Source organism: Nocardioides secundeburneus, from assembly GCF_039939255.1.
Taxonomy (GTDB): Bacteria; Actinomycetota; Actinomycetes; order Propionibacteriales; family Nocardioidaceae; genus Nocardioides.
The window spans coordinates 406,264-420,641 of sequence record NZ_JBDUUE010000007.1 but is presented as its reverse complement, the minus strand read 5'-3'; the positions used below and the strand labels follow the sequence as shown (position 1 = coordinate 420,641).

Sequence of the window (14,378 nt, the reverse complement as noted above, 5' to 3'; positions counted from 1 at the left end):
ATCACCGGCCGCGACCGCACCCAGGCCCTCGAACGCTCACGGCGCGCACTCGACGAGTTCGTCGTCGACGGCATGCCGACCGTCATCCCGTTCCACCGGGTCGTGACCCGCGACCCCGCCTTCGTCGGCGACGGCACCTCCTTCACCGTCTACACCCAGTGGATCGAGACCGACTTCGACAACCAGATCACCCCCTACGCAGGCGAGACCGCCGAGGCAACCGAGACCGGCGAACGCCAGAACGTGGTCGTCGAGGTCGGCGGCAAACGCCTCGAGGTCACCCTCCCCGCCAGCCTCGCCGGGCTGTCGACCAGCCCCGCCGGCACCACGAAGAAGCCCAGGCGCGGCGCCGGCAAGAAGACCACCACCGCCACCTCCGGCGACGCCGTGACCTCACCCATGCAAGGCACCATCGTCAAGATCGTCGCCACCGACGGCGACCAGGTCACCGAGGGCGAGACCATCATCGTCATCGAAGCCATGAAGATGGAACAACCCCTCAAAGCCCACAAGAACGGCACCATCACCGGCCTCACCGCCCAAACCGGCGCCACCCTCACCAACGGCCAGACCATCTGCGAGATCAAGGACTGAGCCCTGACCGACGTCGTCCCCGAGACCGTCGAGGCGATCGCCGCCTCCCTGCGCCAGGACCCCGTGCTGGTGAGCACGATGATGGGCAACGGCGCCACGGCCGAGGTCGTCGCCGCGCTGCGCGAGAAGGCCGACGCCGCGCAGGTGCCGGTCTTCGTGGTCCTGACCCGCACCCCGCCCGCGTTCGCCGGTCGGTCGCAGGTCGACGAGGAGCTGGTCTCGCTCGTGCACGCCGAACTCGGGCTCGACGGCCTCTACTACGTGCACACCTCGCTCGGCGCCGGCCACTTCGAGGCCTACGGCGACCTCGACCCGTCCGTCGACAACGACGCCGCGCTGTACTCGCTCGCCCGCTACACCGCGGCCGACCAGGTCGACGCCGCCATCGCCGCGCAGTGGAGCACAGCTCGCGTCGTGGCCCCCACGGCCGAGGCCGGCATGGTGCTCGACGTGGCCGGGCTCCCGCCCGTCCCCGACTACCAGGAGCCGGTGCTCCCCGACGAGCAGGTCGAGCTCTACACGGGCTCGGCCTGGACCGAGGCCGGCTTCGTCTACGGCGGCCGAGGCGACGAGACCGAACCCCTCGCCCCCGGGCTCGGCGCCCTGCTCGGGGTCACCGTGGCGCTGTGCGCCGGGGTCCTCGCCTACCGGCTGCTGCGCACGGCGACCGGCCGCGGCGAGGAGCGGCGCGAGCGCGGCGCCGGCGCGGCGGCCGAGCTCGAGCGGGCCCGCGCGCTGGCCGCCGAGGCACTGGCCGAGCTGGAGTCCGACCTCGACTCCGACCGGGCCGCGGGGCCCGGGGTCGACCTCGAGCTGGCCCTGGGCAGTCGCGACGCCGCGCGCGACGTCCTCGACGACCGACGGGCCGGTCTGCTCGACCTGGTCGGCGCGGAGGTGCTCGCCCGGACCGGCCGCTCGGCCCTCGACCCGGGCCAGACCCTCTACCGGTGCTGCTTCGTCGACCCGCGCCACGGCCGCGGGCGGCACGAGGCCGAGGTCGGCGGTGGGCTCTCCGTACCGGTCTGCCGTCCGTGCCGGCGCCACCTCGAGCGCCACGAGACCCCGGTCGCCCTCGGCGACGGGCGGAGGGGACGGCCCTACTACGAGGGCGACTCCGTCTGGGCCCGCACCGGGTACGGGACCCTGACCGACACGCTCTGGTCCGACGTCGCCCGCGAGCGGGCCCGATGAGCCGCCGGGTGGCCCTCGGCCTGGTCCACCTCGTGGTGGCGCTCGTCGTCGGCGTCGGAGCGGGCGTGGGTGCGGTGGCCTGGCTCGACGAGCGCCGGTCGAGCGCGATCGCGGAGGAGGCCCGTGCCGTCGCCGACTTGGAGGCCGAGCTCGAACGGCGCTCCCGCCCAGGAGCCAACGACGTGCTCGACGCCGCGGTCGACGAGCTGCTGCGCGACGGGGTGCACGTCACCGCCGATGGACGGTCGATGCTGGGCACCGACGCCGAGGCCGAGGTGGAGGCGGCCTTCGCCGGGGCGCCAGTGCGGATGCTGGCCGTCGTGTGGGCGCAGGGCCAGTCCGTCGGGCTGTCGCGGGTCCAGCTCCACGACGCCCTCGAGCAGCGCGTGCGCGACCGGATCGGCGACGAGCGCGCCTGGTTGTTCGTCTGGGAGGGCCCGCAGGAGGGCACCGAGGTCATGCTGCCGGCCAGCGGCTACGTGACCGGCTTCAGCATCTCCGACTTCGCGGGCGATCCCGCGACCTTCCTCGTCGACGCCGCGCGCACCGTCACGACCGACGACTTCTACGAGGTCCGCGACGACGCCGACGACGACGAGTGGGGTGGTCGGGTCGGCGGCGGGCTCCTGGGGCTGCTGCTCGGTGGCGCGATCATCGCTGTCACCCTGGTGGCCGCCCGGATCGCCGCGGCCGCCCGGGGGCGTCGGCGGCTCCTGCCCGGCCGGTGGGGATGGGGCGCCGAGACGCCGACACCGACGAGGAGGAACAGCAAGCGATGAGCGGTGCCACCACGAGGCCCGGCGCGACCGGTGAGGCCAGTGACGTCGAGACGATCCTCCAGGCGATCCACGACGACCTCGCCGACGACGCGATCGCGATCGACCCCCGCCTGGCCGACCAGGTCTCGCCCGAGCAGCTCGCCACCATCACCGACCACCTCGACGACGCGCCGTCGCCGACCTTCGTCGTGCTCTACCCGCTCGATTCCGGTGATCCCTTCTCCGGCAACCCGCAGGACCTGCTCGTGCGTCTCGACGCGGCCCACCCGGAGCCGGGCACCTACTACGTGCTCGACGACGCCTACGGCTACAGCGGCCGGGTGCAGTTCGAGGGCCGGACGTTCGGCACCCCCGGCGCCAACGGCCGCGAGTTCAACGACGTGCTCATCACCATCCTCGACGAGCAGCCCGCCACGCTCGGCGAGGGCGTCGAGCGGTTGGCCGAGCTGACGACCTACTCGCCCAGGGACCTCGAGACCGCGAGCGACGCCGCCCGCGAGGCGCGGTGCGAGCGTGACCCGGACGTGTGCTCGTCCTCCGCCGAGGAGGGCCCGGGCGGCGGCACGACCGGCATCGTGGTGGCCCTGGTCGTGGCGGTCACCGTCCTGGCCGCCGTGGCGATGCTCCTCCGCGCCGTGCGCCGGGCCCGGGAGGCCGGCCCGCGGCGCGAGCGGGTGTTCAGCCTGCCGCCGTCGGCGATCGAGCGGATCCGCGAAGCGCACGACCGCCGGCTCGAGCAGCGAGCGCGCGACGAGATGCTCGCGCTCGGCGAGCTCATCGACGCGACCGAGATCGGCGCCCGGCACGACCGCGCCTCCTGGCAGGCCGCGCTCGACCACTACGACGCCGCCCGGTGGGCCCTGTCGCGCGACGAGGACCCCGACGTGCTCGACGTCGTCGGTGCGATCGTGCTGGCCGGGCGGGGCGCGGCCGCCCTGGCCGCCGCCGAGCGCGGCCGCACCTGGGAGCCACCGCTGAGCTGCTACCTCAACCCCCTGCACCAGGCACCCACCGGCCACCACCGGCTGACCGACGCCGACAGCGCCGGGCGACGCGTGCCGGTCTGTGCGCGGTGCCTGGCCGACCTGAAGGCGGGCCGGCTGCCCGACACGCTCGACGTCGCCGTCGACGGCAGGCCGGCCCACTACTTCGACGCGGCCGCCGAGCCCTGGGCGAGCACGGGCTACGGCGCCCTCGAGCGCGACCTCGTCACGGCCGTCCAGCGGACCCGGCGGTGAGCCGCCGATGAGCACGCACGTGCGCGCCCGGACCGGACGCAGCCAGGCGATCGTCGCCGGCGTGATCACCTCGGTGGTCGGCTTCACCTCGTCGTTCGCCGTCGTGCTGACGGGTCTGACGACGGTCGGGGCGTCAGCCGCCGAGGCGGCGTCCGGGTTGCTCGTCGTCACCGTGACGATGGGCCTCGGGTGCGCGCTGTTCTCGTGGTGCACGCGGATGCCCGTGACGATGGCGTGGTCGACGCCGGGGGCCGCGCTGCTGGCCGGGGCCACGGTGCCCGACGGCGGCTACGCCGACGCGGTGGGCGCGTTCCTCGTGGCCGGCCTGCTCTACGTGCTGACCGGGCTGGTGCGCCCGCTCGGCGAGTGGGTGCAGAAGATCCCGATGCCGCTCGCCAACGCGATGCTGGCCGGCGTGCTGCTGGTGCTGTGCGTCGAGCCGTTCCGCGCGCTCGCCGACGAGCCCGCGGCGATCGCGCCGGTGCTCGTCACCTGGCTGGTGCTCCTGCGGTTCGCCCGACGGTGGGCCGTGCCGGGGGCCTTCGGCGCCGCGGTCGTCGTCATCGTCGCCTCCGGCTCGCTCTCCGACGTCGCCGCGGGCGACCTGGTGCCCACCCTCGCCTGGACGACGCCGGCCTTCGACCCGCTCACGATCGTGGCGATCGGCGTCCCGCTCTACCTGGTCACGATGACCAGCCAGAACATCCCCGGCGTCGCGGTGCTGGCCTCGTTCGGCTACCGCGCGCCGCTGGCCCCCGCACTCGTCTACGCCGGCACCGCCACCGCGGTCACGTCACCGCTCGGTGGCTACTCGATCAACCTGGCCGCGATCTCGGCCGCGCTCGCCGCCGGGCCGACCGCGGGCGACGACCCGGAGGAGCGCTGGGTGGCCGGCGTCGCCACCGGCGTCACCGGCATGCTCCTGGGGCCGCTCGCCGCGCTCGTCACCACGGTCTCGGCCGCGGCGCCGGCCGGGGTGGTCGCCTCGGTGGCGGGCCTGGCGCTGCTCGGCACCTTCGCCTCGGCGGCGTCGTCCGCGCTCGGCGACGACGGCATGCGCGAGGCCGCGGCCGTGACGTTCGTCGTGGCGGCGTCGGGCGTCGCGATCGCCGGCATCGGCGCGGCGTTCTGGGCGCTGGCCGCGGGCGGGGTGTTCCTCGTCGTGGTGTCGTGGTCGCGCCGGGCGTGAGCGAGCGCCCGGAACAACCCGCACCCGGCCATGGTTACGGGTGCCCGTGAGTGCTCCCCACGTCACGCGGGCCAGCGTGGGCCTGCGCAGCGAGCGCGGCCCCGTGCTCCTGGCGGTGATGCTGAGCATCGGGCTGGTGGCGATCGACGCGACGATCCTGGCGACCGCGGTGCCGGCGGTGGTCGACGACCTCGGCGGGTTCACCTCGTTCCCGTGGCTGTTCTCGATCTACCTGCTCGCCCAGGCCGTGTCGGTGCCGATCTACGGCAAGGTCTCCGACCTCTACGGCCGCAAGCCGGTGATGCTGCTCGGCATCGGACTGTTCGTGGTGGGCTCCCTGCTGTGCGGGCTCGCCTGGAGCATGCCGTCGCTGATCGCCTTCCGGCTGGTGCAGGGCCTCGGTGCCGGTGCCGTGCAGCCGATGGGCATGACGATCGTCGGCGACATCTACTCGCTCGAGGAGCGGGCCACGGTGCAGGGCTACATCGCGAGCGTGTGGGCCCTGGCCTCCGTGATCGGACCGACGCTGGGCGGCGTTTTCGCCGACTACCTGTCGTGGCGCTGGATCTTCCTCGTCAACCTGCCGCTCGGCCTCGCCGCCGGTTGGGTCGTGTGGCGGCGCTTCGACGAGCGGGTCGAGCGTCGCGACCATGCCATCGACTACCTGGGGGCGGCGCTCCTGGCCGTCGGCGGGTCGCTGCTCCTGCTCGGGCTGCTCGAGGGCGGCGTGCACTGGTCGTGGACGTCGGCCACCGGCGTCGGCATCTTCGTCGCGGCCGGCCTGCTGCTCGTCGCGTTCGCCGCCGTCGAGTCCCGGGCCGCCGAGCCGGTGCTGCCGCCGTGGGTCTTCCGTCGGCGCGTGCTCAACGCCGCCAACTCCGGCGCCTTCGTCGTCGGCGTGCTGATGCTCGGGCTCACGTCCTACGTGCCGCTCTACGCGCAGGGCGTGCTCGGCCACGGCGCCCTCGTCGCCGGACTGGCGCTGGCGTCGATGACGATCGGCTGGCCGATCGCGGCCGCGACCAGCGGCCGGTTCTACCTGAGCATCGGCTTCCGCCGCACGGTGCTGATGGGTGCGCTGTTCGCCGTCGCGGGGGCGGCCCTGCTGCTGCTCGTCGACGCCGACAGCGCCCTGTGGCAGCTCGCGCTGCCGTGCTTCGTGATGGGCATCGGCTTCGGTTACGTCGCCAGCCCCGGCGTGATCGTCGCGCAGTCCTCGGTCGGGTGGGAGCAGCGGGGCGTGGCGACCGGCACGAACATGTTCGCCCGCTCGATCGGCAGCGCCGTCGGCGTCGCGGTCTTCGGCGCCATCGTCAACAGTCGCGTCGCCGACGGCGGAGCCGGGAGCACCGTCGCGCTCGAGCGCCTGTCGGCCGACGTCCTCGCGCCGGCGATCCACGCGGTCTTCGTGTGCTCGGCCGTCGTCGCCCTGGCGCTCCTGGTCTCGGGGCTGCTGATGCCCGGGCGGATCGAGCCGGCCGACGCCTCCGGCTGAGGCCGGTGGGTACGGTGGCGCCGTGACCGACTTCGAGCCCGACGCCATCGTCGTCGGGGCCGGGCTCGCCGGCCTCGTCGCCACCCACGAGCTGGCCCTGGCGGGCCGGTCGGTCCTGGTGCTCGACCAGGAGAACCGCGCCAACCTCGGCGGCCAGGCCTTCTGGTCCCTGGGCGGGCTGTTCTTCGTCGACTCCCCCGAGCAGCGCCGCATGGGCATCAAGGACACCCGCGAGCTCGCCTGGCAGGACTGGCAGGGCTCGGCCGCGTTCGGCGACACCGACGAGGACACGTGGGGCCGCCGCTGGGCCGAGGCCTACGTCGACTTCGCCACGCACGAGAAGCGCGACTACCTCCACGACCTGGGGCTACGCTCGGTGCCGATGGTCGGCTGGGCCGAGCGCGGCGCCGCCGACGCGCAGGGCCACGGCAACTCCGTGCCGCGCTTCCACCTCACGTGGGGCACCGGCCCCGAGGTCGTGCGGGTCTTCGCCGAGCCGGTCGCCGACGCCGAGCGGCGCGGCCTGGTGCGCTTCGCGTTCCGACACCGGGTCGACGGGCTCGTGGTCGAGGACGACGGCACGGTGGTCGGCGTCCGCGGCTCGGTGCTGGTGCCGAGCGACGAGCCGCGCGGCGTGGCGTCGTCCCGCGAGGTCGCCGGTCAGTTCGAGCTGCGCGCGCCGGCGGTCGTCGTCACCTCCGGCGGCATCGGCGGCAACCACGACCTGGTGCGCGAGACGTGGCCGGTCGAGCGCATGGGCCCGCCCCCGGAGCACCTGATCTCCGGCGTCCCCGCGCACGTCGACGGTCGCATGCTAGCCATCAGCGAGGCCGCCGGTGCCCGCGTCGTCAACCGCGACCGGATGTGGCACTACACCGAGGGCATCCACAACTGGGACTCCATCTGGCCGCGGCACGCGATCCGGATCATCCCGGGCCCGTCGTCGCTGTGGCTCGACGCGACCGGGCGCCGCCTGCCCGCCCCCAACTTCCCCGGGTGCGACAACCTGCGCACGATGCGCGAGATCCTCGCGACCGGCTACGACTACTCCTGGTTCGTGCTCACCCAGTCGGTCATCGAGAAGGAGTTCGCGCTCTCGGGCTCCGAGCAGAACCCCGACGTGACCGAGAAGGACCTCCGCGTGCTGCTGCGCGAACGGCTCTCGAAGGGCGCCCCGACGCCGGTGGAGAAGTTCAAGGAGCACGGCGAGGACTTCGTGGTCGCCACCACCGTCGCCGACCTCGTGGCCGGGATGAACAAGCTGGCGCGGGGCGGCGCACCCGACCTCGACGCCGACGCGCTCGAGGCGATGCTCCTCGCCCGCGACAACGAGGTCGACAACGCCTTCGGCAAGGACGCCCAGCTGATGCTGGTGGCCAACGCCCGCCGCTCGCGCACCGACAAGGTCGTGCGGGTCGCCAAGCCGCACAAGTTCCTCGACCCCGCGCACGGGCCGCTCATCGCCGTCCGGCTGAACATCCTGACCCGCAAGACCCTCGGCGGCATCCAGACCGACCTCGACTCCCGCGTGCTCGGCGCCGACGGCTCCCCCGTGGCCGGGTTGTACGCCGCCGGCGAGGTCGCCGGGTTCGGCGGCGGTGGCGTGCACGGGCACAACGCCCTCGAGGGCACCTTCCTCGGCGGGTGCATCTTCTCCGGTCGCGCCGCCGGGCGGGCGATCGCGGCGCGTGGCTGACCGGTCCTCGGCGATCCGTCGACCATCGGTCGGGATCCGCTGACACGGGGGGCGACCTCGCGCAGACTGCGCGGGTGCCCGCTCTCTCGCTGCTCAACGGTCTCCGCGCCGCCTGGATCACGCTCGTCGTCCTCGCCCTGCTCACCGGCGGGCTGGGCTGGCCCCGCACCACCGAGTGCTACAGCGACTTCGCGGTCTGCGACGGGACGTCCGGGTCGTGGTGGGCCGTCGGCGTCGGCGGGGCGCTGCTCATCGTCGCCGGTGCGGTCTTCGTGGTGTGGGCGGTCGCCGTCGGCACCCGTCTGGCGCAGCGGGTCGAGCAGGAGCGGGTCGCGCCCGTCGAGGGCTGAGGGCGCTGACGCGTCACAACCGCGGCTCCGCCACCTGCAGCACGACGGTGACGACGTCACCGAGCCCGACGCCCTCGGCGCGACGCACGGTGTCCTTGACCGGGACGACGTAGCCGCCCTCGCGGGGCCACAGGGCCGTGGTGAACGAGGTGGCGCCGATCCGACCGGCGACCGGGACCATCCCCCAGCCGTAGGAGACCAGGTCGGCGACGCCGGCCAGCTCGGCCGCCTCCGGCGGCGGCACGCGCACGAAGTGGAACGGTGCGGGCCCGCGCCACTCGACGACCTCGCCGTCGAACTCCAGCTCCAGCAGCACGCTCTCAGGCTACGACCGTGCGACGTCGTGCGGGCGCGGGTCGCGCACCGGCCCCGCCCTAGGGTGAACCCGTGAGCGACGCAGCCGTCGGGGCCATCAGCCTGCGCGACCCCGCCCACCGGGTCAGCCCCCGGGCGCGCGTGATGTGGGTGGTCAGCGCCCTCGCCGAGGGCGTCGTGGCGCTCGCGGCGCTCACCGTCGCCGTCCTCGTGTGGGACGTGCCGGCCTGGACGATCGCGCTCCTCGCCGTCGCGGTGCTCGCGTGGGCCGCCGTGGTCCCGCAGTGGCGCTACCTGGTGCACCGCTGGGAGACCACCGAGACGGCCGTCTACACCCAGACCGGGTGGTGGGCCCGCGAGCGGCGCATCGCCCCGATGAGCCGCATCCAGACCGTCGACTACGCCGAGGGCCCGGTCGAGCGCCTCTTCGGCCTGGCGAGCGTCACCGTCACCACCGCCTCGGCCGCGGGGGCGCTGAGCATCGCCGGCCTCGAGCGCGACGTCGCCCGTCGCCTCGTCGACGACCTGACCCGCCAGGCCGACGCCGCCGAGGGCGACGCCACGTGAGCGAGCCCGCACCACCGCCCCCGGGTCCTGCCCCCGAGGAGTGGCAACGGCTCGACGTCCGGATGCTGCTGGTCCACCCGATCCGCGAGCTGGTCCGGTTCCTGCCCGCCGTCCTGCTGCTCCTGGTCGCCGGGTCGACGGGCAGCGGACCGCCGTGGCAGCTGGTCGGCGTCGCCGTCCCGATCGTGCTCGGCGTGCTGCGCTACCTGACGACGTCATACCGGATCGGCGACGGACGCGTCGAGCTGCGTCGCGGCCTGCTCAGCCGGCGGATCACCTCCACCCAGCTCGACCGGGTGCGCACGGTCGACCTCACCTCCTCGGTCGTGCACCGGGTGCTCGGGCTGACGACGCTCCGCATCGGCACCGGGCTGGCCGCCGGCGCGGGCGGCGACGACCACGGGCTCGACCTCGACGGCCTGCCGGTCGAGCGCGCCCACGCGCTGCGCGCCGACCTGCTGCACACCGCACGACCGGTCACCGACGAGCCCGGTGTGCCGGTCGCGCCCGTCGAGGCGCTCGTCGAGTTCGACCCGCGCTGGCTACGGTTCGCGCCGTTCACCGGCACCGGGCTCATCGTCCTCGCCGCGATCGCCGGTGGCGCGTCGCAGGTGCTCGACGCCGTCGGGTTCTGGCGACGCCTCGACGACGACGACCTCCTCGTGCCGTCGCTGCTCGGCCTGGGCCTGCTGCTCGTCGGTCTGGTCGTCGCCCTGCTGCTCGTCTCGGTGCTCGGCTTCCTGGTCACCAACGGCGGGTTCCGGCTGTTCCGCGAGGGCGGCTCGTGGCACGTGCGGCGCGGCCTGCTCACCACGCGCGAGACCAGCATCGACGAGCACCGGCTCGCCGGCGTCGTCCTCGGCGAGCCGTTGGCGCTCCGGCTCGCCCACGGCCGGCACCTCCAGGCGATCGTCACCGGCATCAAGCGCTCCGAGACCGGCAGCGCGACCCTCGTGCCGCCGTCCGACGCCGACGTCGCCCCGCACGCCGCCCGGGTCCTGCTCGGGCACGCGGGTCCGGTCGACGCCGCGCTGCGTCGGCACGGCCCGGCCGCGACGCGACGGCGCTGGGTCCGGGCGCTCGCCCTGCCCGTCGTCCTGCTGCTCGGGCTGCTGCTCGTGGTCGCGAGCGGTGGCCCGTGGTGGCTGCTGGTGCTGGGCGCGCCGGCCGTCGCGGCGGGCGTCGTCCTGGCGGCCGACCGGACCGCCTCCCTGGGCCACACGCTGGTCGACGGCTACCTGGTCGCCCGCTCGGGCAGCCTCGTGCGGCAGCGGCAGGCCCTCGACGTCGACCACGTGATCGGCTGGACCCTGCGCGCCACGTGGTTCCAGCGACGCGTGGGCCTCACCTCGCTCGCGGCCACCACCGCCGGCGGCAGCGGGGGCGTCGTCCGGGTGCTCGACGTACCCGAGCCGGACGCCGTCCGGCTGGCCGGAGAGGCCCTCCCCGGCCTGGTCGCACAGTTCACCCGGCCGAACGCGCGGCCGGACGACGAGACGCCTGCCGACGGAGTCCGCGGCTCTCGATAGGTTTTCGGCCATGTTCTCCAAGGTGCTGGTGGCCAACCGGGGCGAGATCGCGATCCGAGCGTTCCGGGCGGCCTACGAGGTGGGTGCGAAGACCGTCGCGGTGTTCCCGCACGAAGACCGGTGGTCCGAGCACCGGCTCAAGGCCGACGAGGCCTACGAGATCGGTGAGCGCGGCCATCCCGTGCGGGCCTACCTCGATCCCGAGGCCATCGTCGCGGTCGCCGTCAAGGCCGGCGCCGACGCCGTCTACCCCGGCTACGGATTCCTGTCCGAGAACCCGGCGCTGGCCGAGGCGTGCGCCAACGCCGGCATCACGTTCGTCGGCCCGACGTCGGAGGTGCTGACCCTCACCGGCAACAAGGCGCGTGCCATCGCCGCGGCCAAGGCGGCCGGCGTCCCGACGCTGCAGAGCGTCGAGCCGGGCACCGACGTCGACGTGCTGGTCGAGGCCGCCTCCGCGATCCCGTACCCGCTGTTCGTCAAGGCGGTCGCCGGCGGCGGCGGTCGCGGCATGCGCCGGGTCGAGCGTCCCGAAGACCTCCGCGACGCCGTCGAGACGTGCATGCGCGAGGGCGAGGGCGCCTTCGGCGACCCGACCGTGTTCATCGAGCAGGCCGTCGTCGAGCCCCGCCACATCGAGGTGCAGATCCTCGCCGACGGCGAGGGCAACGTGATGCACCTCTTCGAGCGCGACTGCTCGGTGCAGCGACGCCACCAGAAGGTCGTCGAGATCGCCCCCGCGCCCAACCTCGACCCCGCGCTGCGCGAGCGCATGTGCGCCGACGCCGTCCGCTTCGCCCAGGAGATCGGCTACCGCAACGCGGGCACCGTCGAGTTCCTGCTCGACCCCGCCGGCAACTACGTGTTCATCGAGATGAACCCGCGCATCCAGGTCGAGCACACGGTGACCGAGGAGGTCACCGACGTCGACCTCGTGCAGTCGCAGCTGCGCATCGCCGCCGGGGCCACCCTCGCCGACCTCGGGCTCTCGCAGGACACCGTGCAGCTGCGCGGTGCCGCCCTGCAGTGCCGCATCACCACCGAGGACCCTGCCAACAACTTCCGGCCCGACACCGGCACCATCACGACCTACCGCTCCCCCGGTGGCGGCGGCGTCCGGCTCGACGGCGGCACGGTGTACACCGGCGCCGAGGTCTCGGCCCACTTCGACTCGATGCTGGCCAAGCTGACCTGCCGCGGGCGCACCTTCGACATCGCCGTGGCCAAGGCGCGTCGCGCCGTCGCGGAGTTCCGCATCCGTGGCGTCTCCACCAACATCCCGTTCCTGCAGGCCCTGCTCGACGACCCCGACTTCGCGGCCGGTCGCGTGACGACGTCGTTCATCGAGACGCACCCCGAGCTGCTCAGCGCCCGCAGCTCCGGCGACCGCGGCACCAAGCTGCTCACCTACCTGGCCGACGTCACGGTCAACCGTCCCTACGGCGAGGCCCCGGTCTCGATCGACCCGGTGACCAAGCTGCCCGACGTCGACCTCGACGTCCCGGCGCCCGACGGCACGCGGCAGCTGCTGCTCGAGCTGGGGCCCGAGGCGTTCGCGCGCCGCCTGCGCGAGCAGACCCAGGTCGCGGTCACCGACACCACCTTCCGCGACGCGCACCAGTCGCTGCTCGCCACCCGCGTGCGCAGCCGCGACCTGCTCGCCGTCGCCGGCCACGTCGCACGCACCACGCCGCAGCTGTGGTCGCTCGAGGCGTGGGGCGGAGCGACCTACGACGTCTCGCTCCGCTTCCTGTCCGAGGACCCGTGGGAGCGCCTGGCCGCCCTGCGCCAGGCGGTGCCCAACATCCAGCTGCAGATGCTGCTCCGCGGCCGCAACACCGTCGGCTACACGCCCTACCCGACCGCGGTCACCGAGGCGTTCGTGCAGGAGGCCGCCGACACCGGCCTCGACGTGTTCCGCATCTTCGACGCGCTCAACGACGTCGAGCAGATGCGACCGGCCATCGAGGCCGTGCGCGCGACGAACACGACGCTCGCCGAGGTGTGCCTGTGCTACACCGGCGACCTGTCGTCGCCGGGCGAGCAGCTCTACACGCTCGACTACTACCTGCGCCTGGCCGAGAAGATCGTCGACGCCGGCGCGCACGTGCTGGCGATCAAGGACATGGCCGGGCTCCTGCGCGCGCCGGCCGCCCGCACCCTGGTCACGGCCTTGCGCGAGCGCTTCGACCTGCCGGTGCACCTGCACACCCACGACACCCCGGGCGGTCAGCTCGCCACGCTGCTCGCCGCCATCGACGCCGGCGTCGACGCCGTCGACGCCGCCTGTGCCGCCGTGGCCGGCACGACGTCGCAGCCGGCCCTCTCGGCACTGGTCTCGGCCACCGACCACTCAGCGCGCGAGACGGGTCTCGACCTCGCCGCGGTCAACGCCCTCGAGCCCTACTGGGAGGCGACGCGTCGCGTCTACGCGCCGTTCGAGTCGGGCCTGCCTTCGCCGACGGGCCGGGTCTACCGGCACGAGATCCCCGGCGGCCAGCTGTCCAACCTGCGTCAGCAGGCCATCGCGCTCGGGCTCGGCGAGAAGTTCGAGCAGGTCGAGGACATGTACGCCGCGGCCAACGACATCCTCGGCCGCGTGCCGAAGGTGACGCCGTCGTCCAAGGTCGTCGGCGACCTCGCCCTGGCGCTCGTGGGCATCGGCGCCGACCCGGCGGAGTTCGCAGCCGACCCGAAGAGGTTCGACATCCCCGACTCCGTCATCGGCTTCCTGCACGGCGAGCTCGGCGACCCGCCCGGGGGCTGGCCCGAGCCGTTCCGGACCAAGGCCGTCGAGGGCCGCACCTGGACGCCGCCGGCCGAGGAGCTCACCGACGATCAGGCGGCCGGACTCGCGGGCGGCTCGCCGTCGCGGCGCCGCACCCTCAACCAGCTGCTGTTCCCGGGCCCGACGCGCGAGTTCGACGAGGCCCGCTCGGCCTACGGCGACGTCTCGGTGCTGCCGACCCGCGACTACCTCTACGGCCTGCGCAGCGGCGAGGAGCACGAGGTCGAGCTCGAGGCCGGCGTCACGCTGCTGCTCGGACTGCGGGCCATCAGCCAGCCCGACGAGCGCGGCTACCGCACCGTGATGACGACCATCAACGGCCAGATGCGCCCGATCTCCGTGCGCGACAAGGCCGTCGCTTCCGAGGTCGCGACCGCCGAGAAGGCCGATGGTTCGAACCCGAACCACGTCGCCGCGCCCTACCAGGGCGTCGTCACCGTCGTGGTCGCAAAGGGCGACACCGTCGAGGCCGGCCAGACCCTCGCCACGATCGAGGCCATGAAGATGGAGGCCTCGATCACCGCGCCGGCCGCCGGCACCGTCGACCGGCTGGCGTTCTCCGGCACCCAGACCGTCGAGGGCGGCGACCTGGTGGTCGTGCTGGGCTGAGCGGCCCGCGGTCGGCTCGAGACCGAATGGTGCTCGAG

General features: G+C 74.0%; 12 protein-coding genes. 11 read left to right on the top strand and 1 reads right to left on the bottom strand.

What is annotated here, in order from left to right; translation table 11 throughout:
- The 8 genes from ABFT23_RS20640 to ABFT23_RS20605 form a co-directional block, all read left to right on the top strand.
- A partial coding sequence (locus ABFT23_RS20640; protein WP_347898636.1) for a biotin/lipoyl-containing protein occupies positions 1-594 on the top strand: 594 nt, incomplete at its 5' end.
- A 69-nt stretch (positions 595-663) separates the two neighbouring features.
- On the top strand, positions 664-1,785 hold the full coding sequence (locus tag ABFT23_RS20635) for a hypothetical protein (protein ID WP_347898634.1): 1,122 nt from the start codon (positions 664-666) through the stop codon (positions 1,783-1,785).
- Entirely contained in the window at positions 1,782-2,564 is a 783-nt protein-coding gene (locus tag ABFT23_RS20630) for a hypothetical protein (protein ID WP_347898632.1), read from the top strand. Before ABFT23_RS20635 ends, ABFT23_RS20630 begins: the two co-directional genes overlap by 4 nt.
- Entirely contained in the window at positions 2,561-3,802 is a 1,242-nt protein-coding gene (locus ABFT23_RS20625; RefSeq protein WP_347898630.1) for a hypothetical protein, read from the top strand. Before ABFT23_RS20630 ends, ABFT23_RS20625 begins: the two co-directional genes overlap by 4 nt.
- A 7-nt stretch (positions 3,803-3,809) precedes the next feature.
- Complete coding sequence (locus tag ABFT23_RS20620) at positions 3,810-4,991, top strand: benzoate/H(+) symporter BenE family transporter (protein ID WP_347898628.1); 1,182 nt, start codon at positions 3,810-3,812, stop codon at positions 4,989-4,991.
- Between the two features lie 46 nt (positions 4,992-5,037).
- Positions 5,038-6,486 (top strand): MDR family MFS transporter, encoded by a 1,449-nt coding sequence (locus ABFT23_RS20615; protein WP_347898626.1) that lies wholly within the window; start codon positions 5,038-5,040, stop codon positions 6,484-6,486.
- A gap of 22 nt (positions 6,487-6,508) precedes the next feature.
- Positions 6,509-8,182: an FAD-binding dehydrogenase gene (locus tag ABFT23_RS20610; RefSeq protein ID WP_347898624.1), complete on the top strand. Its 1,674-nt coding sequence runs from the start codon at positions 6,509-6,511 to the stop codon at positions 8,180-8,182.
- 74 nt (positions 8,183-8,256) lie between these two features.
- The gene (locus tag ABFT23_RS20605) at positions 8,257-8,532 is read left to right on the top strand and encodes a hypothetical protein (protein ID WP_347898622.1); all 276 of its coding nucleotides are present in this window, start codon (positions 8,257-8,259) and stop codon (positions 8,530-8,532) included.
- Between the two features lie 13 nt (positions 8,533-8,545).
- Here ABFT23_RS20605 and ABFT23_RS20600 read toward each other — a convergent pair whose 3' ends face one another.
- A complete protein-coding gene (locus ABFT23_RS20600) occupies positions 8,546-8,848 on the bottom strand; it encodes a DUF1905 domain-containing protein (protein WP_347898620.1) in 303 nt (100 codons plus the stop codon).
- Positions 8,849-8,919: 71 nt separating this feature from the next.
- Here ABFT23_RS20600 and ABFT23_RS20595 point away from each other — a divergent pair, with 71 nt between their 5' ends.
- From ABFT23_RS20595 to ABFT23_RS20585, 3 genes are read left to right on the top strand one after another with little or no spacing between them, the layout of a single operon-like run.
- Complete coding sequence (locus ABFT23_RS20595) at positions 8,920-9,414, top strand: PH domain-containing protein (protein WP_347898618.1); 495 nt, start codon at positions 8,920-8,922, stop codon at positions 9,412-9,414.
- Positions 9,411-10,943 carry a PH domain-containing protein gene (locus ABFT23_RS20590; RefSeq protein WP_347898617.1) on the top strand — a complete coding sequence of 511 codons (1,533 nt, stop codon included), beginning with the start codon at positions 9,411-9,413 and terminating at the stop codon, positions 10,941-10,943. The genes ABFT23_RS20595 and ABFT23_RS20590 overlap by 4 nt, the downstream gene beginning before the upstream one ends.
- Positions 10,944-10,953: 10 nt before the next feature.
- Complete coding sequence (locus tag ABFT23_RS20585; protein WP_347898615.1) at positions 10,954-14,340, top strand: pyruvate carboxylase; 3,387 nt, start codon at positions 10,954-10,956, stop codon at positions 14,338-14,340.
- Positions 14,341-14,378: the final 38 nt, after the last annotated feature.